Origin of the sequence: Merdimonas faecis, from assembly GCF_001754075.1 — a bacterium.
In the GTDB taxonomy this organism is placed as follows: domain Bacteria; phylum Bacillota; class Clostridia; order Lachnospirales; family Lachnospiraceae; genus Merdimonas; species Merdimonas faecis.
In genome coordinates, this window is the sequence record NZ_MIEH01000015.1 from 45,152 (window position 1) to 64,191 (window position 19,040).

General features: G+C 47.6%; 19 protein-coding genes and 1 tRNA gene. 14 read left to right on the forward strand and 6 right to left on the reverse strand.

Features of this window, described 5'->3' with window-relative positions; all coding sequences use genetic code 11:
* Positions 1-81 precede the first annotated feature (81 nt).
* The 3 genes from BKD12_RS06950 to trmB all read right to left on the reverse strand — a co-directional run bounded on the left by BKD12_RS06950 (position 82) and on the right by trmB (position 2,649).
* Complete coding sequence (locus BKD12_RS06950; RefSeq protein ID WP_242872732.1) at positions 82-1,359, reverse strand: DUF1002 domain-containing protein; 1,278 nt, start codon at positions 1,357-1,359, stop codon at positions 82-84.
* Positions 1,360-1,458: 99 nt separating this feature from the next.
* Positions 1,459-1,782 carry a thioredoxin family protein gene (locus BKD12_RS06955; protein WP_070088592.1) on the reverse strand — a complete coding sequence of 108 codons (324 nt, stop codon included), beginning with the start codon at positions 1,780-1,782 and terminating at the stop codon, positions 1,459-1,461.
* A 183-nt stretch (positions 1,783-1,965) separates the two neighbouring features.
* Positions 1,966-2,649 carry a tRNA (guanosine(46)-N7)-methyltransferase TrmB gene (gene trmB, locus BKD12_RS06960; protein WP_070088593.1) on the reverse strand — a complete coding sequence of 228 codons (684 nt, stop codon included), beginning with the start codon at positions 2,647-2,649 and terminating at the stop codon, positions 1,966-1,968.
* A 179-nt stretch (positions 2,650-2,828) separates the two neighbouring features.
* On the opposite strand from trmB, the gene BKD12_RS06965 reads away from it, so the two are divergent.
* The 9 genes from BKD12_RS06965 (at position 2,829) to BKD12_RS07005 (ending at position 11,453) form a co-directional block, all read left to right on the forward strand.
* Positions 2,829-3,140, forward strand: coding sequence for a hypothetical protein (locus tag BKD12_RS06965; RefSeq protein ID WP_070088594.1), 312 nt, complete (start codon positions 2,829-2,831; stop codon positions 3,138-3,140).
* Between the two features lie 3 nt (positions 3,141-3,143).
* Positions 3,144-4,190 carry a V0D/AC39 family V-type ATPase subunit gene (locus tag BKD12_RS06970; RefSeq protein WP_070088595.1) on the forward strand — a complete coding sequence of 349 codons (1,047 nt, stop codon included), beginning with the start codon at positions 3,144-3,146 and terminating at the stop codon, positions 4,188-4,190.
* Complete coding sequence (locus tag BKD12_RS06975) at positions 4,187-6,124, forward strand: V-type ATP synthase subunit I (RefSeq protein ID WP_070088596.1); 1,938 nt, start codon at positions 4,187-4,189, stop codon at positions 6,122-6,124. Before BKD12_RS06970 ends, BKD12_RS06975 begins: the two co-directional genes overlap by 4 nt.
* A 28-nt stretch (positions 6,125-6,152) precedes the next feature.
* Complete coding sequence (locus tag BKD12_RS06980; protein ID WP_070088597.1) at positions 6,153-6,587, forward strand: ATP synthase subunit C; 435 nt, start codon at positions 6,153-6,155, stop codon at positions 6,585-6,587.
* A gap of 6 nt (positions 6,588-6,593) precedes the next feature.
* Positions 6,594-6,902: a V-type ATP synthase subunit F gene (locus BKD12_RS06985; RefSeq protein ID WP_070088598.1), complete on the forward strand. Its 309-nt coding sequence runs from the start codon at positions 6,594-6,596 to the stop codon at positions 6,900-6,902.
* A gap of 18 nt (positions 6,903-6,920) precedes the next feature.
* A complete protein-coding gene (locus tag BKD12_RS06990; RefSeq protein ID WP_070088599.1) occupies positions 6,921-7,508 on the forward strand; it encodes a V-type ATP synthase subunit E in 588 nt (195 codons plus the stop codon).
* A complete protein-coding gene (locus tag BKD12_RS06995; RefSeq protein WP_070088600.1) occupies positions 7,501-9,273 on the forward strand; it encodes a V-type ATP synthase subunit A in 1,773 nt (590 codons plus the stop codon). Before BKD12_RS06990 ends, BKD12_RS06995 begins: the two co-directional genes overlap by 8 nt.
* Before the next feature lie 20 nt (positions 9,274-9,293).
* The gene (locus BKD12_RS07000; RefSeq protein WP_070088601.1) at positions 9,294-10,676 is read left to right on the forward strand and encodes a V-type ATP synthase subunit B; all 1,383 of its coding nucleotides are present in this window, start codon (positions 9,294-9,296) and stop codon (positions 10,674-10,676) included.
* A 165-nt stretch (positions 10,677-10,841) separates the two neighbouring features.
* Positions 10,842-11,453 (forward strand): V-type ATP synthase subunit D, encoded by a 612-nt coding sequence (locus BKD12_RS07005; protein WP_070088602.1) that lies wholly within the window; start codon positions 10,842-10,844, stop codon positions 11,451-11,453.
* 129 nt (positions 11,454-11,582) lie between these two features.
* On the opposite strand, the gene proC is transcribed toward BKD12_RS07005, so the two are convergent.
* The 3 genes from proC to BKD12_RS17555 form a co-directional block, all read right to left on the reverse strand.
* Positions 11,583-12,383 (reverse strand): pyrroline-5-carboxylate reductase, encoded by an 801-nt coding sequence (proC, locus tag BKD12_RS07010; RefSeq protein WP_070088603.1) that lies wholly within the window; start codon positions 12,381-12,383, stop codon positions 11,583-11,585.
* A gap of 120 nt (positions 12,384-12,503) precedes the next feature.
* Positions 12,504-13,199, reverse strand: a complete 696-nt coding sequence (locus BKD12_RS07015) for an L-2-amino-thiazoline-4-carboxylic acid hydrolase (RefSeq protein WP_070088604.1) — start codon at positions 13,197-13,199, stop codon at positions 12,504-12,506.
* Positions 13,200-13,245: 46 nt separating this feature from the next.
* Positions 13,246-13,782: a DUF6512 family protein gene (locus tag BKD12_RS17555; RefSeq protein ID WP_334293017.1), complete on the reverse strand. Its 537-nt coding sequence runs from the start codon at positions 13,780-13,782 to the stop codon at positions 13,246-13,248.
* A gap of 140 nt (positions 13,783-13,922) precedes the next feature.
* Between BKD12_RS17555 and BKD12_RS07025 the strand changes: the two genes are divergently transcribed.
* From BKD12_RS07025 to lepB, 5 genes are all read left to right on the forward strand, one after another.
* Positions 13,923-13,995, forward strand: a tRNA-Lys gene (locus tag BKD12_RS07025).
* An 87-nt stretch (positions 13,996-14,082) separates the two neighbouring features.
* A complete protein-coding gene (locus BKD12_RS07030; protein WP_070088605.1) occupies positions 14,083-14,301 on the forward strand; it encodes a hypothetical protein in 219 nt (72 codons plus the stop codon).
* A 129-nt stretch (positions 14,302-14,430) separates the two neighbouring features.
* A complete protein-coding gene (locus tag BKD12_RS07035; protein ID WP_070088606.1) occupies positions 14,431-15,288 on the forward strand; it encodes a tyrosine-type recombinase/integrase in 858 nt (285 codons plus the stop codon).
* Between the two features lie 375 nt (positions 15,289-15,663).
* Entirely contained in the window at positions 15,664-18,504 is a 2,841-nt protein-coding gene (locus BKD12_RS07040) for a DUF7601 domain-containing protein (RefSeq protein WP_070088607.1), read from the forward strand.
* A complete protein-coding gene (lepB, locus tag BKD12_RS07045) occupies positions 18,497-19,003 on the forward strand; it encodes a signal peptidase I (protein WP_070088608.1) in 507 nt (168 codons plus the stop codon). The genes BKD12_RS07040 and lepB overlap by 8 nt, the downstream gene beginning before the upstream one ends.
* Positions 19,004-19,040 lie beyond the last annotated feature (37 nt).

Here is a 19,040-nt window from a genome sequence, read left to right on the forward strand (position 1 = left end):
AACAGGATAGAAAAGGGATGGAAAAAGAGCGTAAGACTTTGATCTTACGCTCTTTTTCTATGGTCAGGCTAAGACGCCTTCCTAGTTGTTCTGAGTTTCAGCTGCGGCAGGATCATTTGCTGTTCCCGTATTGTCAGTGTTGGAAACAGTACCGTCTGCATTTTCATCAGCTGCAGGGCTGTCGGTTCCGTCAGCCTCCGTGGTGCCGTCCGCATTCTCGTCTGTATTCTCTGTCTCGGCGCCATCTGTGTTTTCACTGTTCTCATCCAGTGTCTCATCGGTGGTTTCATCGGCAGCCGGGTCAGTGGTTTCGTCTGTGGTCTCCTCGGCAGATTCATCGGTGGTTTCGTCCTTGGTGTCATCTCCGCCGCCGAACAGATTCTGGAAGAAGCCGACAATGCTGTCCCAGAAGCCGCCGCCCTCTTCTTCTGTGCTGTCAGAGGAAGAATCAGAAGAACCGGAATCTTCTAATGTACTGTCTGTCACAACATCGGAACCAAGTACATCATCGTTGGTATCGTTAATAATACCGCCGTTACTGTCTCCGCCGCCGAAAAATCCGGTGATGGAATCCCAGAGATTGGAGAAGAATCCTCCGCTTTCCCCATTTAAGTTATCCAGAGTGTTTTTCAGAGCATTGACATCATAGTCATACTGAGAAATCGTTTCCATCAGAGAGGTGATCTTGTTCATCTGATCCTCTGTCAGGGTGATGTTGTAGGTATTAGCCGCGTCATTGACTACATCCTGGATCTGGGAAGGATCTGTAATGCCGTCTTCAATGACCTGCTCTTTTACATCATTCATCAGTCCGGTGGCTTCTTCCTGTCCGACTGCATCGGCCAGCTCGCCGGTGGTTACCAGCTCTTCTGTAGCGGCAGCCTTCTGTCCTTCATCCAGAGTCTCGCCGCTGGCAGTTTCATAAGCCATCATGATACCGGTCAGAGCGCCGGTTCCTGATACTGCGATGGGTGAGGCAGCGACTACGTTACAGTTTTCTACTCCGGAAGTGGTCAGCGTACTTGCGATCATGGAGCTGGTTACATAGGTCAGGTTCGCGACCTTGACCTGGATTCCTCCGTCAGAGGTGGGCTGTACATAAGAGCAGCTGTAAGTCCTGGTACCGATCTGTTCCTCGGATGCAATGCCTTCCATATACTGACGCTCATCGGCGTTGGTGACTTCGATGGTCTGGACCTGATCTTTAGAGGTCCCGAAATATTCATACATGGACGTTTTCTGCTCTTCCGAGAGATTAGCGCCCAGAGTTACAACGTTGGAGCTGTCCGCCTGTACGGCAAGAGGTAATGATGCCGTGGCAAGAGCAGCTGCCATCAATACTGGTAGTGTTCTTTTCATTTTTTTCATATGCATGGTGTGTTCACCAGGCCCCCTTTTCCTTAATTTATACATTACTCAATATAACATATCTGTAAATAAATGCAAATAAAAACTACATTAACTATTTCTGAAGATTTTCTGTATCCGCCCTTTTAACAGCCCTTCTTCGATGATACCGCTCATTGCGCCGACAACGGTTCCCCGGCTGATACAGACAAAGGTGGGGACCAGCTCGCCGGCATATTGATCGGCCAGCTGCGGCGATTCTTCCACATCGACCTCATAAAAGAGGACTCGGTTCTGAAAATAAGCTTCCAGATCCTCGGCCACGGGCTTCATCATCGCACATTTACTGCACCAGTTGGCATAAAACATGACGACGGCCGGGAGAGGAGAGGCATCAAGAGCGGCAGAAAAGCTGTCTTTATTTAAATGCAGCATCCTTGCTTTTCCTCCTAGCATCTGGGGTTCAATATACGAAAAACTTCCTGTATAGAACAGTTCAGACGGCGTAGTATCAGACGGAAATGTGGATTCCGATAGGTGAACGCACACATTTTCTGCCGTAAGTTTTTTCTGCTTCGATGTTTCATATATGACTTCCAGATCTTGTTTCTCCCTACATTATATGCATCCGGCAGCGGAACCTTTCCTTGCGGCGACTAATTTGCAGATAGCCCCGCCGGCGGAGGAGAATTTTTCTTCGTACTCTGTCATGATATTCCCGGCGTTCATACTGCTGTCATGATGCAGGTCATAGGTGAGTCCGGTCAACTCAAACAGAGAAGAGGCTTTGACTTCCTCTACAGAAAAGTCAAACAGGACACGGTTGTCTGTTTTGAATTCAACGGTTCCGTCAGAAGTCAGTATCTGGTCGTACAGGGCGAGAAAATCGGATGAAGTCAGACGTCTTCTGGCATGGCGTGCTTTGGGCCAGGGATCTGAAAAATTCAGATAAATCTTCTCTACCTCGCCGGGAGCGAATACTTCCGTGATCTCCCTTGCGTCCATGCAGATGAAACGGATGTTGGGAAGTGGCTTTTGCGTGTCTGCGGAAAACTTTTCATATTTTTCAACTGCACGCAGGAGCACACTGGAATAGCGTTCGATACCGATATAATTAATCTCCGGGTTCCGGCGGGCCAGAGTGAGAAGAAACTGCCCTTTCCCCATTCCGATCTCAATATGGACCGGGTGATCGTTTCCGAAGACCTTTTTCCAGTGGTTCTTGTGTTCGGATGCATTCTTAACAACTTCTTTACATTCCCTTAGAACGCTCTCGGCGCGCGGGATATTTCTAAGGCGCATAGCGTTTCCTCCTTAAAATTCAGCATTTTTTACTCACCTTAGTTTATAGTCTTGTCAGCAAAAAGTCAACGCAGTATCTTAGAGGGTGGATTTGCCAGAAATATTTGTGGAAATTTCAAAAAATTCAGTGTATTATTAATAATAGATTTATTTTGTAGAATGAAAACGGAGGGCGGAGTATGGATTCTATCGTTGAAAAGCTGGCGGAAATCGAAAAGACGGCCGAGGCCATCGTGGAGCATGCGGAAGCTCAGAAGTATGAAGTAGAACGGGGGATACAGGCAAAACGGGACGCTTTTGACCGGGAGCTGGAAGAGAGTACCAGGAGAGAAGTGGAGAGGATCCGGACGGAAGCAAAAGAGCAGATGGATCAGGCGCTGGAGGAGCAGAGGCTGAAAAACCGCTCTGCTATTGAAGATCTGAAGAAAGAATATGAGGAGCGGCACACCTGGTATGCGCGGCAGATCCTGAAAAATATCACAGAGGTGTAGCCTATGGGAAGTGTTATGACATACAGCGGGATCACGACAAAGATCCGGGCGATGCAGGCAAAGCTTCTGAAACCGGAAGATTTTGAACAGATCGCGTCTCTTAAGAGTGTGGCGGAGGTGACGGAATATCTGAAGGAGAAAGCGGCCTATGCCCCGTACCTGGAGAATATGGACAGTACGTTCTACCACAGGGGAAATGTAGAAAAGGTGCTGTATCAGTCGCTGTTTGATGATTTTAGCAGGATATTCCGGTTTGGCGGAATGGAGCAGAAGCAGTTTTTAAAGACATACTGGAAACGCTATGAGATTGATGTGATCAATTACTGTCTGCGGATCGTATTTAACCACTATCAAAAACCGATGGATCTGGACTATAAGAAGGAATATTTTGAAAAGTATTCACAGATATCCATTGACGCACTGGTGAGTTCGAAAAATGTTACGGAGCTGGTGGAAAATCTGCAGAATACAGAGTATTATAAATCGCTTAAAAAGATCCAGGAGCTTAAGACGGCCACCCTATTTGATTATGACATGGCGTTGGAGCTTTATTATTTTACAACCCTCTGGAAACGGCAGCGGAGGCTTTTGAAGGGAAAAGAGCAGAAAATGTATATCCGGGACTGCGGGACAAAGATCGACCTTCTGAATATCCAGTGGGTATACCGGGCAAAGAAATATTATCACATGCTCCCGCCCGACATCTATTCCCTGACGATACCGATCCACTACCGCCTGAGTGTGGAAGAATATAAAACGCTGGTGGAGACTCCCAGTGTGGAGGAATTTCAAAGACAGCTGGAAAATACCTATTATGCAAAGAAATATCATTTCGGCAGCGACAGAACCATCGAGCGGATATACAAGGACTGCCTGCAAAAGCTGTACCTGGCGGACCGAAGGCAGAACCCGTACTCGATAGCTTCGATCTATACTTATCTGTTCCTGAAGGAGGAGGAGATCGATGCACTGACCACGGCTATGGAATGTATCCGGTACGGCCTGCCGAGGGGAGAGACGCTTGCGTACCTGGGAGGTGTGAAACAATGATAGTAAAGATGAAGTTTTTGAGTATCAGCGGGCCAAGGACAGATATCGACCGCATGTGTCAGGTATATTTGTCCAGGCATGAGATGCAGCTGGAAAATGCCATCGCTGAACTGAAAACGACGGAAAATCTGATTCCTTTTGCGGAAGTGAATCCATATAGAGAACCGCTGAACAAAGCGGAAGAATTTATAGGGCTTCTGGAGGACGGGAAGGTGGAGCCGGATCTTACCATGGACCAGGACGCAATGATCGGAATGATCCGTGATCTGAACCACCAGTATCTGGAGCTGACCGAACGGAGAGAACGTCTGAAGAAGCATGCGGAGGAATTAAGAGAGAAGCTGAATGTGCTGGAGCCTTTCCGGCCGCTGGAGGTAAATCTGCATGATGTTATGGGATACCGCTATATGCGGGTACGGTTCGGACGGATCAATGTGGATTATTACCGCAGACTTGAAAAATACTTGTATGAAGACCTGAAAGCGGTATTTCTGGAGGGCGTGCGGAATGAAAACTATGTGTACGGCTGCTATTTTGTGGCAAATGCAGATGCCGGCAAAACGGATGCGATTTTTCATTCCCTGCATTTTGAAAAGATCCCGCTTTCGAAAGAGTATATCGGTACACCGGCTCAGGCCTGTGAGAGCCTGCAGCAGGATATTGAGCATGACGGGGAACAGATTGAGAGCGTGGACCGCGCGATAGCAGAACTGATCCAGAGCCATGCGGCGCAGCTTTTGGGAGCGCAGAGACGCCTGGAGGAGCTGGCCAATAATTTCGATGTACGCAAGATGGCGGCGCGGATGGAGGATGATGAGAACAAGGAGGACTATTATATCATCTGCGGCTGGATGGGCGAAGATGACGTGGAGGCCTTCCTGAAGGAAACAGAAAAGGATGACAAAGTGCTGGTAGTGGTAGAGGAAGACCGGGAGAAATACTTTGGAGAGCCGCCGACCAAGCTGGAGAATCCCAGGTTTTTTAAGCCGTTTGAGATGTTTATCCAGATGTACGGGATGCCGGCCCACAATGAAATGGATCCGACGATCTTTGTGGCGCTGACATATACCTTTATTTTCGGAGCAATGTTCGGAGATCTGGGACAAGGGTTCTGTCTTTTTGCGATTGGCGGGATCCTCTATCTGACGAAGAAGATCAATCTGGCGGGCATTATCTCGGTGGCGGGACTGTTTTCTATGCTTTTCGGAGTCTTGTACGGAAGCGTATTTGGATTTGAGGATGTGATCCCGGCCCTGTGGCTGCATCCAGTATCGGCGATGACGAACCTGCCTTTTATCGGACAGCTGAATACGGTGTTTGTGGTGGCCATTGCCTTTGGCATGGGGCTGAACCTGCTGGTGATGATCTTTCAGATCGTCAATGCCTTCCGGGCCCACGATACGGAAAATGCATGGTTTTCCAACAATGGAGTGGCAGGGCTTCTGTTTTATGGATTCCTGGTACTGACCATCGTGTTGTATATGACGGGACACAAGGTCCCCGGCAACATTATGCTTGCGGTATTTTTGGGAATCCCGATCCTGATCTTTTTGTTTAAGGAGCCCCTGGCAAATCTGGTGAAACGCAATCACAAGAAGATCGAAGGCGGAAAGGTGATGTTCCTGGTACAGGGATTTTTCGAACTTTTTGAAACGCTGTTGAGTTATTTTTCCAATACGCTTTCCTATGTGCGTATCGGAGCGTTTGCAGTAAGCCATGCTGCCATCATGGAGGTGGTGCTGATGCTTGCGGGTGCACAGGAAGGGACGCCGAACTGGATTGTTCTGGTGATCGGAAATATCGTAGTCTGCGGACTGGAAGGACTGGTCGTGGGAATCCAGGTACTGCGTCTGGAATATTATGAGATGTTCAGCCGCTTTTACAAGGGCAGCGGAAGAGAGTTCAAACCTTTTAACAGTCATAAAAAACGGTAATGCTTTATAAATAAGGAGGATATAAGCCATGACATTAACGGTGAAATTTTTACTCATTGCAGCACTGATCTTAAGCATCATCATTCCATTTGGGTACTTCCTGATCGGGGAGAGAAATAAGAAACGCTATAAGCGTGCTCTGGGGACGAATCTGTTTTTCTTCTTCGGAGCGTTTGTGATCGCAGGGATCATGTTGTTTGGAGGAAGCCCGGTGCAGGCAGCGGAAACTGCAGATGCAGCCGTCTCAAATGCAACGGGATTCGGATATATTGCAGCAGCTCTGTCCACCGGACTTTCCTGTGTGGGCGGCGGTATAGCGGTGGCCAGCGCGGCCAGTGCAGCCCTTGGTGCTATCAGCGAGGACTCCAGCGCGCTTGGAAAATCTCTGATCTTTGTAGGTCTTGCAGAAGGTGTCTGCCTGTATGGTCTGATCATCTCCTTCATGATCCTGGGACAGTTATAATCTGAGATGAAGATGTATCTGATCAGTGATAATGTCGATACTTTGACGGGAATGAGGCTGGCCGGCGTAGACGGAGTGGTCGTACATGAAAGACAGGAGCTGAAAAATGCCATCGAGACGGCCATGAATGACAAATCCGTAGGGATCATCCTGCTGACAGAAAAGTTTGGGAGGGAGTTCCCGGATCTTATCAATGAGATCAAGCTGGAGCGGACAATGCCTCTTCTGATAGAGATTCCTGACCGGCATGGAACCGGAAGAAAGAAAGATTTTATCACTTCTTATGTAAATGAGGCAATCGGCTTGAAACTATAGGAAAAGAAGGTGACACGCTTGACGACAGAGGAAAAGATGTTTCATCTGCAGACTGCAGCAATGGAGGAAGCAAGAGCAGAGGGCAATGCGATCATACGGCAGCATGAGGAAGCGTTGAACGGAGTGTTTGAACAGCATTGTCAGGAGGCGAAGCGCCAGGCAGAGACCCGGATCAAGGCAGAAAAGGTAAATGCCAGGCAGCAGCTCAATATGGCTTCGTCCAAAGCGCAGCTGGAATTAAAGAGAGAAATTGGCAGGACACAAATGGAACTCAAGAAAAAGTTGTTTGAGGAAGTTGAGACCCTTTTGAAAGAATATATGGAGACGGAGGCCTACCGAAGGCTGTTGGTGGAATATATTGAGAAGGCTGCGGCGTTTGCGGACGGCGGAGAGATGACGATCTATATCAATCCGACTGATGCGGATAAAAAGGCTTATCTGGAAGAGCATACAGGAATGGAGCTGACCGTCAGCAAGGAGGATTTTAAGGGAGGCATCCGCGCGGTGCTCAGAGGCAGGAATATTCTGATCGATCATGCATTTAAGGGAGCGCTTGAGAGCGAGTACCAGAAATTCCTGTTCCGGGGAGGTGAGAAGGGTGCATAGTGTCAGAATCGGGAAAATATACGGCATCAATGGCCCTGTCATCTACCTGAAGGGGAAGACGGACTTTCAGATGTCTGAAATGGTTTATGTAGGAAATGAAAAGCTGGTGGGTGAAGTAATCTCGCTGGATAAGGAAATGACCACGGTACAGGTGTACGAGGAAACCAGTGGCCTGAAGCCCGGCGAACTGGTGGAAGGTTCGGGAGCGGCAGTGTCGGTAACGCTGGCGCCTGGTATTTTAAATAATATTTTTGACGGGATCGAACGGCCTCTGGAGAGGATCGCTGACAGCGGCGGAGCATTTATTACCCGGGGAGTCAGTGTGGATGCGCTTGATATGGACCGGCTCTGGGATACGCATATGATGGTCAGCCCAGGCGAGCTGGTGCATGGAGGCACGATCATTGCCGAGGTGCCGGAGACCCGGGCGATCGTCCATAAGTGTATGGTTCCTCCTGACGTGGAGGGCACGGTTGTGGAGGTGAAGCCGGACGGGGAGTACCGGATCCATGATACGCTGGTGACGGTCGAGCTTCGGGACGGCACCAGAAAAGAGCTGTCTATGATGCAGCGCTGGCCGATCCGTGTGGCAAGACCTACGCACCAGAGATATCCGGCCAGTGTACCGCTGATCACGGGGCAGAGGATCCTGGATACCATGTTTCCTATCGCGAAGGGCGGAACGGCGGCGATACCGGGAGGCTTTGGAACCGGAAAAACGATGACGCAGCATCAGATCGCCAAGTGGTCGGATGCAGATATCATTATTTATATCGGATGCGGAGAGCGGGGCAATGAGATGACCCAGGTGCTGGAAGAATTCGGGGAACTGGTGGATCCAAGGAGCGGAAATCCTCTGATGGACCGCACGACTCTGATCGCCAATACTTCAAACATGCCGGTAGCTGCCAGAGAGGCTTCTATCTATACGGGACTTACACTGGCGGAGTACTACCGGGATATGGGGTACGACGTGGCCATTATGGCTGATTCCACGTCCCGCTGGGCGGAGGCTTTAAGAGAGCTTTCCGGACGTCTGGAAGAGATGCCGGCAGAGGAAGGGTTCCCGGCTTATCTGGCTTCCAGGCTGTCTGCTTTTTATGAGCGGGCGGGCATGATGCAGAATCTGAACGGGACAACAGGATCCGTATCTATTATCGGGGCGGTATCCCCTCAGGGCGGTGATTTTTCTGAGCCCGTGACTATGAATACAAAGCGTTTCGTGCGCTGTTTCTGGGGACTTGACAAGTCGCTGGCCTATTCCAGGCACTTTCCGGCGATCCACTGGCTCTCCAGCTACAGCGAATATCTGACGGACTTAAGCGGATGGTATACGGATTACGTGTCGCCGAAGTTTGTAGACTACCGGAACCGGCTGATGGCGCTTCTCAATCAGGAGAGCAGCCTGATGGAGATCGTCAAGCTGATCGGGGGCGATGTACTGCCGGATGACCAGAAGCTGGTGCTGGAGATCGCCAAGGTGATCCGTTTAGGGTTCCTGCAGCAGAATGCATTTCATAAAGATGATACCTGCGTATCCATGGAGAAGCAGTTTAAGATGATGGATGTAATCCTGTATCTCTATAAAAAGAGCCGGGAACTGGTGGCTATGGGGATGCCGATGTCGGTTTTGAAGGCAGAAGGGATTTTTGAAAAAGTGATTGCCATTAAGTACGATGTGCCCAATGACAATCTGCAGCTTCTGGATCTGTACAAACGGGATATTGATGAGTTTTACAACCGTGTGATCGAGAAGAATGGATAGGAAAGGAGGTCTCTTAGAGGATGGCGATAGAATATCTGGGGCTGAGCAGCATAAATGGTCCTCTGGTGGTGCTGGAAGGCCTGCAGGACGCATTCTATGATGAGATCGTGGAATTTACAATAGAAGGAAAGCAGCAGAAGATGGGAAGGATCATTGAGCTGAATGAGGACAAGGCGGTGATCCAGGTGTTTGAAGGGACGGAGAATATGTCGCTTCAAAATACCCATACCAAGCTGACAGGACGTCCGATGGAGGTGGCGGTATCTCCGGATATGCTGGGACGTACCTTTAACGGGATCGGTGAACCGGTTGACGGGCTGGGACCGATTGTTTCCACGGACCGGAGAGATGTAAACGGTCTGCCGCTGAACCCGGTGAAGAGAGAGTATCCCAGGAACTATATCCGTACGGGGATCTCTGCCATTGACGGGCTGACGACGCTGATCAGGGGGCAGAAGCTTCCCATTTTTTCGGGAAATGGACTGCCTCATGACCAGCTGGCGGCGCAGATCGTAAAGCAGGCGTCTCTGGGCGAGGGGGCCGAGGGGGAGTTTGCTGTGGTGTTTGGTGCCATGGGTGTTAAACATGACGTGGCGGAGTTCTTCCGTAAGACCTTTGAGGAGAGCGGTGTGTCGGATCATGTATGTATGTTCCTGAATCTGGCCAATGATCCGGTGGTGGAGCGTCTGATCACACCGAAGGTGGCGCTGACGGCAGCGGAATACCTGGCTTTTGAATGTAATATGCATATCCTGGTCATTTTGACGGACATGACTTCGTTTGCAGAGGCGATGCGTGAGGTATCATCTTCTAAGGGAGAGATTCCTTCCAGAAAGGGATACCCTGGCTATTTATACAGTGAGCTTGCCACAATTTACGAGAGGGCAGGGATCGTGGAGAGCGCCAACGGGTCCGTGACCCAGCTGCCTATCCTGACCATGCCCAATGACGATATTACCCATCCAATCCCGGATCTGACCGGCTACATTACGGAAGGGCAGATCGTGCTGGACCGGAATCTGCATGGCCAGGCGGTGTATCCGCCTATCAGTATCCTGCCGTCGCTGTCCCGTCTGATGAAGGACGGTATCGGTGAAGGGTATACCAGGGAGGATCATCAGGATCTGGCGAATCAGTTGTTCTCTGCTTATGCGAAGGTGGGGGAGGCCAGGAATCTGGCGTCGGTCATCGGAGAAGATGAACTGTCGCCTATTGATAAGCAGTATCTGAAATTCGGCGAGGAGTTTGAACATCGCTACATTGGACAGGGACCGAATGAGAACCGGAGCATCCAGGAGACGTTGGATCTTGGCTGGGAGCTTCTGGGGATGCTGCCGAAGGAGGAGCTGGATCGTATCGACACCAAGCTGATCGAAAAATACTATCCACGTGAAGCAGACTAGACATCCAGCGGGACGTAAGGAATACTTGTATTCCATTACGGCCTGCTGGATGTCTGGGAGCGACGTGACTGAGCGGCGGAGCCGCGAAGTCCACGTGGCAAGTCTGCTTCACGTGGGAGAGCGAGGGGCCGAGGGCATGTCTGGGAGTGGAAAGGAGGCGTATGTATGGATCCACGGGAGTTCCCAACCAAGGGAAATTTAATGCTTGCAAAGAATTCTCTGGCATTGGCACATCAGGGATACGATCTGATGGATAAAAAAAGGAATATCCTGCTCAAGGAACTGATGGGGCTGATTGACGAGGCCAAGGATATCCAGGAAAAGATTGACGAGACTTTTACAAAGGCGTACGCTTGTCTGCAGCGGGCAAATATTGAGCATGGGATCAGCTGGGTACAGGAGCTGGCCTATACAGTGCCGATTGAAGATTCTATTCGCATACAGACGAGAAGTATCATGGGGACCGAGATCCCGCATATTAAATATGATGACAAGCAGAATGATCTGACATATTCCTTCGGAACGACGAGAGAGTCTATTGATATTGCGAGAGAAGCATTTCGAGAGGTAAAGGAACTGACCATTAAGCTTTCAGAGGTGGAAAACTCGGCATACCGGCTTGCGACAAATATTAAAAAGACGCAGAAGCGTGCGAATGCGCTGAAGAATATAACTATACCTATGTATAGCAATCTGGTGTATACCATAAACAATGCGCTGGAGGAAAAAGAAAGAGAAGAGTTTACCCGGCTGAAAGTGATTAAGCGGATGTTTTAAATGGGGACGGGGGATTTTCAGAAATCCCCCGTCCCCATTTAAATTTATCCACAAAATGTGGAAAACTTTGTGGATAAGTATGTGGACAGATATCTGAAAAATATTAAATATTTTCCAGATGATCTTCCTTTACAGTTTTTTGGATTTTTCTGTACCGGCGTTGATACATTCGATGACAGCGGCACGCATGCCGCCTTTTTCCAGAGTTTCACAGCCCTCGATGGTCGTTCCGCCGGGAGAGGTGACCATATCTTTCAACTCGCCGGGGTGGATACCTTTTTCCAGGATCATCTTGGCGGTGCCAAGGCAGGTCTGGGCGGCCAGACGGTAAGCGGTTTTCCTGGGCAGTCCCTGCTTTACGCCGCCGTCAGCCATGGCTTCGATGAACATGGCCACATACGCGGGGCCCCCGCCGCTAAGTCCGCACACGGCATCGATGAGATTCTCCGGAACAAGTTCCACAATACCAATGGAAGAGTAAATCGTTTTGGCTGTATTCATTTCGTCTTCGGTAAAATCATTATCAGAACAGAGTGCAAAAGCTCCCTCGAATACCATGGCCGGAGTGTTTGGCATGATCCTCAGGATTCGGGGCGTGCCATCGACCATATTCTGGAGGCGTGCAACGCTGATACCGGCGACAATGGACATCAAAGCTTTGCCCTCCAGTGCCTTTTTGCATTGAGACAGCGCTTCTGCTGCATTTTGTGGTTTTACGGCGAGAAGGATCAGATCGCTGTTTTCGCAGACATCTTCATCGTCTTTGGCAAGATGTACGCCCCAGCTGTCGGCCTTCTCCATCATGGCCGGGTTGATATCGTATACATAGACGTTTTCCTTTGAAAGGACACCGCTTTCCAGTGCGCCATACAAAATAGCTCCGCCCATGTTCCCGCAACCGATAATACCGATTTTCTTTGTGACTGACATAGTAAAGACCTCCTCTTTGTGGATAAGTATGTGGATAATTGTGTGGATAGTTATGTGGATAACTTAAAATTAAATCCATTGGGGACGGGGGATTTCTGAAAATCCCCCGTCCCCAATGGATTAAGGATACAGCCCCTCTAATACGTCCAGGTATTCCTGGCCGAAGAGGTCGACATAATCCTGAAGCGCCAGTTCGACGATGTCCTGTCCGTCTTCGCCCAGATAATTGATAAGGAAACGGCTGATTGTGTATTTCAGGTGAGCTGTATGGAAGCTGAAGTCTTTCATACAGGATGTCCCCAGCTCTTTTTTCTTTGCTGCCAGTTCTTCGACCTCTTGTGGGGAGAGAGGATGTCCCCAGTCGAATTTGCATTGTTCACCGCCCCAGCTCATGGGGGTGGACAGGTGCGTACAGACGAAGTCTGAGCGGAAGCCCTGGTAGACGGCGTTGTCAACATTTACGCAATATAGTTTGCCGTACTCCAGCAGATCGTATTTTTTCCAGGCTTCACACCAGGCGCATTTGGATATGTAGGTCTGCAGAGACGGCTCTGTCCTGAGCTGTCCGAATTCCATCTGTCCTTCATAATCCGGCTGCCATTCGCCATAAGCCTGATTGGTCATGGTGGTCAGTTCGTCTCCATGGGCGAGTGCGTTTTCCGCCATGCGCATACCACGCTCATTTCCATATGCGGTCATGCCGGCAAGGATTGCTTCGCGGCCCTGATCACCGCATTCTTCGATTGCGCGTTTTGCCAGTAATGCAAAAAGAACGGCATGATGTTCAATTTTGCAGCTGACAATTTCATTTTTCATAATGTTTACTCCTTCCGTAAATTGATCAATGAAATCTTTAATTTGATTATACTATATCTGGTGGGAAAAACAATGGGAGATTCAAGGGATAGCATGTGAAAAAGAAAAATGCAAAGGACAGGATGATCCAGAGCGCAGCAGATACGGTACTGGAAGGAATAGAAGAAAGAGTCTGGTAAAAAAAGGAAGACATTAAGAATGATAAACCTGTGCTAAGACAGAAAATCAGAATGTCAATGATAAGAAAACTTTGTCCTGTGATTCCGGTATAAGTGTAAAATAACACGATAATAGAACAGATTCCGCAGACTGCGCCGAGGAATCTTGAATATAGGAAGCGTGCTGTCCTGGGCTTGTATTTGTAATAATAAAGAAGAGAAGAAAGAAGGAACGGGAAAAACAGCAGCTTTAGATGTTCCCAGGTAGACTCGCTGACCGGACAGAATAGAGCTGCCAGGGCCAGACCATGTGACCAGTCGTAGACAAAATGATTGATACATCCAAGAAAAACGACCAGCAGAAAAAAAGGCAGATCCTGCCTGTCCACATATTTTCGGATATTTTTTTGAAAAGGCATCATCATTTTTATCACTCCCCTGGTACAGTATATGAGTGAAAAAGAAAAAATATGAATGAATCGAAAAAAAATACTTGCATTATAGAAAAATCTGTTATATAATGACTCTTGCGTTGAACGGAAAAGTCAATGCGAAAATAAAATATGCGCGATTAGCTCAGCTGGCAGAGCACCTGACTCTTAATCAGGGTGTCCAGGGTTCGAACCCCTGATCGCGCACTTAGAAATCGCTGATTTTAAGGATTTAGAAGCCTTGGGGTCGGCGGTTTTTTTGCGCGAAGCATTGAGCAGCGCAAGAAAAGGGACGTGCCGTCAGAGAATACTTGTATTCATCTGGCGGCACGTCCCTTTTCTTATGCGGCGAAAGCCGCGATCGAGATGAAGCGAAGCGGAATCGAGATGGGCGCTGCGAAAGCCGTGGAAAGAGAGGAGGCGAAAGCCACGACCGAGATGGAGCGAAGCGGAATCGAGGTGCGTTGCTCGATTGCGTCAGAACTTATGCGGCGAAAGCCACGACCGAGATGAAGAGAAGCGAAATCGAGGTGTGCGCTGCGGAAGGGACTTGTATTTATTCCCCATAGTCTGGGCAGTCTATGTCATGATTATTATAATAAATTTGCAGAATTTGCAAGAAAAGGAAAGGTAGAAGAAATTATGGATGAAAAAGAAAAATTTATCATGAGTTGGGAAATGCTGGATGGATTTCGCAAGTATCTGGAGGAACGGGAAAATACGGAAGCGACTGTGAGGAAGTATATTTCGGACATAAGAGTATTTATGCAATTTATGAGGGAGGACAGGGAAGTAAATAAGGAAAAGCTGATCGGCTATAAGCAGTGGTTGTCTGAAAACTACGCATTGAGCAGCGCAAACTCTATGATTGCAGCCTTAAACCAGTTTTTGATTTGTTTTGGGGTGGAACGGTGGAAACTTCGGAGATTTAAAGTACAGACGCAGTGTTTTCGGGAAGAAGAAAAAGAATTAACTCAGAAAGAATATCGGCAATTAAGAATGACAGCAGAACAATTGGGAAAGCAGAAGATAGGACTTATGATTGAGACTATTGCGGGAACAGGAATCCGAATTGGAGAATTAAAATATTTTACGGCAGAGGCAGTAAAAAAGGGGAGAGTTTTCGTGAAGAATAAGGGAAAGCAAAGGATGATATTAATTCCTGAAAAACTACAGCATAAGCTCAGATATTTTATAGAAAGAAACGGGATTGTAAGCGGAACGGTATTCCGGACCAGGACAGGCCAGCCAGTGGATCGCAGTAATATATGGAAGCAACTAAAACGGTTGGCGGAAGCTGCCGGAGTGGATACGGACAAAGTATTTCCCCATAATTTCCGGCACCTTTTCGCACGGGTATTTTATAATGCGACAAGGGACATTGTCGGTCTGGCAGATTTGCTGGGGCACAGTAATATAGCGGTTACAAGATTGTATGCGAGAAGCGGAGTGGAATATTATCAGAAACAACTGGATCATCTGAAATTAGTGGAAGAATAAAAAAATCACACAGAACGTGTGAAAATAATTACAACATAATATACATTAAATGGTATCGGTCATTCTGACAACCATTTAATCAAAAGAATAGTAACACAAAAATACATAAAAATCAATGACTTAAACGGGCAATTATCGGTTGTTGCTTGGTTTTTTGCGTCTTTTTTCGACTTTATCGCATGGGAAAAAGACCCTCACAGATCATTCTGATCAAAAAGTCGATTCTATCTAGTCTTCGATCTCTCCCTAATAGAAAAAGAAAGCTATTTTATCATCGGTCCTTAGGAGGATCATAACATAATGTATATTATGTTGTAATCCTGAACGGTATGGAGGAACATCCATACAAATAAGAAAAGGAGGGGATGAAAGGAAATGAGGCAGAAGAAAAAAAGGTCGTTTCTTAAAAGAGCGGCGGCCGGGCTGCTTACGTTTCTTCTGACGGTATCCTTGATTCAACCCTATTTTGTCTCCGCGCAAGAAGAAACTACGGTAACGACAGAAAGTGGAGAAGAGGGACAAGACCAGGGAAATGAATCAAAGCCGGTTGAATCAGAAGAAGCAGCGTCAGTGGCGAGTGCAGGAGAGCAAAACACAGCGTTAAATCCGGCAGAGATTTCCGAACCGGCGGCGCGGATATCTTTCCAGGCAGTGCGGAACAGCCTGGAGGATGTGGAGGTGACGCTTAGTATTGACGGGAATGAAGAAAATATCATATATCCGGCCGGATTGATAGAAGATAATCTGGACAGCCTGAATCTTTCGGAAAATACGGTGTTCCAAAAAGCAGTTGTGCGGCTGCAGGATGGAAGCGAGAGCGAAATTGTAAGAGTCGGGAAATATAATGATGAAATCTATTACTCTCTGGGAGAACAGGAGGATGTGGGTATCCTTTTAAATGAAGGGGCTTCTATTGTCCTGCTGTGTGCGAGTCAGTATGAGGTGAATTATATTTGTACTCCAGAGAATGGAGGAAATTATTCGGGGCCAGAGGTGCTTGTAAAGGGAAATGATCTGAATGTAGTAATCAATGCAGCTCCGTTATATCACATTGAGGAGATCACATGGGAGTGTGATGATGGAACTGGCGGAAATGGTACGATTACAGACTTGGACAGCATGACATTGAATATACCATCGTCTGAGATTAAAGATGATATTACCGTAAATATCCGGTTTGGCGAAGACGGGACATATAGGATTTTTGAAAATGAAGACCCTAATAATGCAGAAAATACAGGAATCCATCATGGAGATTTATGTCTGAATGATGATGCGGAAGTTATACCGGATGTTGAGGCAGGAGGTACTTCTACTTTTTGGATGTATTCCGAATCTAATACCGGAGGAAGTGATTTCCACCTGACCCAGCTGACGGTAAACGGAGAAGATGTAGGATTCCCGGAGATAGCCCCCAATGACGATACAGATGTTGAGGCGGTGGAGCCGGTTGCTACAACATTGTCAAACGGAACAAAAATAACGGTTAAACTTCTTTATGTGGATCATCAAATTGGCTGGAAAGGTGATGATTCGTTTTTGCCAACGAATGATAAATATCGAACTATTTATGAGGTCAAAGCAGAAAAAGTGATGTCAGATCTTTCCTTTGAAGGGTATTTCAAGCAAAGGGATGACAGAGAAATGTTGATGATTCCCAAAGAAGGAATTGCCAGTGTTGGGGCGGTAGATGAAGAGATAAGAGGAGTTGCGCTTGAGGGAAATCATTATTACTACACCCTTCAAGAAAATGATGGAAATACTTCTTATAATGCCTTTTTTAATGAGGGGAGAAATATATGGGGAAGTTTAGCAACAGCATATAATATCTATCTTTATTCTGTTCTGCCGGGTTACAACCCATATACTGTTGATTTAAAGGTTTCTTATGACTGGATCGAGCAGGACAATGTAGATGATTTGTTTGAAACACGGATGGGGGATACCAGCAGAAGGCCATGGGTCACTGTGGATGAATTAGAAGAAATACTCTTTACAAGTGACCACAGACATTATGACGGGTTATTGGAAGCAATCCAGCAGGCTGGATACCAGTATACCTTCGTCCTGAAGCAGAATGAATCTTATAACCAGAGGCTGGAGCTGGCGGCGCATCCCTATCTTTATAACATGGTCTTTGACCTGGGCGGAGGAACTTATGACGGAACCGGACTGGATACATCAAAGTATCAGGTCAGTGATGGGAAAGTTACAGAAAAAGATGAAAATGGCGATCTGCTTACCTACACGCTGCAAAACGGGGATACATTTTCCAATATGCCGATTGCGGAACCGGTAAAAGAGGGCTATGTATTTGCCGGTTGGAAATTGTGTCAGAATGGAACGCCGGTAAATGATACGATTTATACTTCGAATCAGCAATTTGTTATTGATTCCGAAAGTATTCAATATGCAGAGGGAGACGTTTATGCTGACGAAGGGCACACGTTCACGTTTGTCGCACAGTGGAATGATGTGAAAGCCGATCCTGCGACGGCGGGAATTACGATTAACTATTATAAAGAAGATCCACAGGGAGATATCGTTAAAGACCAGAAAAGTTACAGCAAATATCGCACAACAGTGGATGCGGGTGTCGTAGGCGACACTGCTGTCATTTTAAATGAGAATCCTCCAGAAGGAGATTATGCAGTAAATGAAGATATATCTGTGCGGTCTGTGAAGTTAATTGACGAACTGGATCCGAGTTATGAAGCAGGAATATCTAATGTTCTTGAACTCTTCTATGATCTTTCCACCTACACGCTCACCGTAGGCAAGGATGTGCAGGAAGATGGAGATCTGACCCGTGCCTATGAAATCCAGATTTCCTTAAATGATACAGAAGGAAATCCGGTAAGTGGGAAATATGGCAATGTGACATTTGAAAATGGTACTGCGACAATAAAGCTAAAGGATGGAGAGAAGGCAGAACTTACCGATATTCCTTCGGGATATCAATATTCTGTAGAAGAAATCGAATCTCTGCCGAATGGCTATACCACTACCTATCAGACAGGAGATGGAGAACCGTCTGACAAAGCGCCGTCTGATGTGGCATTGGAAGGACATACCACAGTAACAGTGATCAATTCCCGGACGGTAACGCCGGACAGCGGAATTACCCTGGGAGGAACAGCGGCTGGAGCCGGAATTGGACTGGCAGCCGTCGGCGCGGCGGTTGTCTTCTTCCTGAGAAGGAGAAAAAATGCCTGAGAAACAGCCGTCTCTTCTTCAGGATGTGTTGTTCCTGCTGGCGAAAATGGGGATCATTTGCCTGATTATCTTCACGCTATTTACGTTTATTTATGGGATTTTCCGATGCGGAGAAGGCGGTATGACACCGGCGGTCAAGGATGGCGACCTGGTGATTTATTACCGCCTGGATAAGAACTATGTAGTATCAGACGTAGCTGTCGTGGAATATGAAGGGGAACTTTCCCCCAGGCGCGTGGCGGCAGCTGCCGGAGATACGGTGGATATTACAGAGGAAGGACTTATGGTAAACGGGGCGCTCCAGCAGGAGACGGAGATATATGAAGAGACATTCCGGTATGAGGAAGGCATTGAGTTCCCGGTGACACTGGAAGAAGGAGAAATCTTTCTGCTGGGAGATGCAAGAGAACACGCTACAGACAGCCGTATTTATGGACCGGTTAAAGCAGAGGATACGAGAGGCAAAGTAATGGCGGTCCTGCGGCGAAGGGGGATATAAATTCCGGGAAAGCCCAGAATTTATATAGATTCATTAA

What these genes read in the sequence shown, in the direction of transcription:
- BKD12_RS06970 (WP_070088595.1), top strand. Translation starts at nt 3,144, where the DNA reads ATGGGAAGTGTTATGACATACAGCGGGATCACGACAAAGATCCGGGCG.
- BKD12_RS07015 (WP_070088604.1), bottom strand. Translation starts at nt 13,199, where the DNA reads ATGAAAAATGAAATTGTCAGCTGCAAAATTGAACATCATGCCGTTCTT.
- BKD12_RS06965 (WP_070088594.1), top strand. Translation starts at nt 2,829, where the DNA reads ATGGATTCTATCGTTGAAAAGCTGGCGGAAATCGAAAAGACGGCCGAG.
- trmB (WP_070088593.1), bottom strand. Translation starts at nt 2,649, where the DNA reads ATGCGCCTTAGAAATATCCCGCGCGCCGAGAGCGTTCTAAGGGAATGT.
- BKD12_RS17555 (WP_334293017.1), bottom strand. Translation starts at nt 13,782, where the DNA reads ATGATGATGCCTTTTCAAAAAAATATCCGAAAATATGTGGACAGGCAG.
- BKD12_RS07035 (WP_070088606.1), top strand. Translation starts at nt 14,431, where the DNA reads ATGGATGAAAAAGAAAAATTTATCATGAGTTGGGAAATGCTGGATGGA.
- BKD12_RS07000 (WP_070088601.1), top strand. Translation starts at nt 9,294, where the DNA reads ATGGCGATAGAATATCTGGGGCTGAGCAGCATAAATGGTCCTCTGGTG.
- BKD12_RS07005 (WP_070088602.1), top strand. Translation starts at nt 10,842, where the DNA reads ATGGATCCACGGGAGTTCCCAACCAAGGGAAATTTAATGCTTGCAAAG.
- BKD12_RS06955 (WP_070088592.1), bottom strand. Translation starts at nt 1,782, where the DNA reads ATGCTGCATTTAAATAAAGACAGCTTTTCTGCCGCTCTTGATGCCTCT.
- lepB (WP_070088608.1), top strand. Translation starts at nt 18,497, where the DNA reads ATGCCTGAGAAACAGCCGTCTCTTCTTCAGGATGTGTTGTTCCTGCTG.
- BKD12_RS06975 (WP_070088596.1), top strand. Translation starts at nt 4,187, where the DNA reads ATGATAGTAAAGATGAAGTTTTTGAGTATCAGCGGGCCAAGGACAGAT.
- BKD12_RS06985 (WP_070088598.1), top strand. Translation starts at nt 6,594, where the DNA reads ATGAAGATGTATCTGATCAGTGATAATGTCGATACTTTGACGGGAATG.
- BKD12_RS06950 (WP_242872732.1), bottom strand. Translation starts at nt 1,359, where the DNA reads ATGAAAAGAACACTACCAGTATTGATGGCAGCTGCTCTTGCCACGGCA.
- BKD12_RS07040 (WP_070088607.1), top strand. Translation starts at nt 15,664, where the DNA reads ATGAGGCAGAAGAAAAAAAGGTCGTTTCTTAAAAGAGCGGCGGCCGGG.
- proC (WP_070088603.1), bottom strand. Translation starts at nt 12,383, where the DNA reads ATGTCAGTCACAAAGAAAATCGGTATTATCGGTTGCGGGAACATGGGC.
- BKD12_RS06980 (WP_070088597.1), top strand. Translation starts at nt 6,153, where the DNA reads ATGACATTAACGGTGAAATTTTTACTCATTGCAGCACTGATCTTAAGC.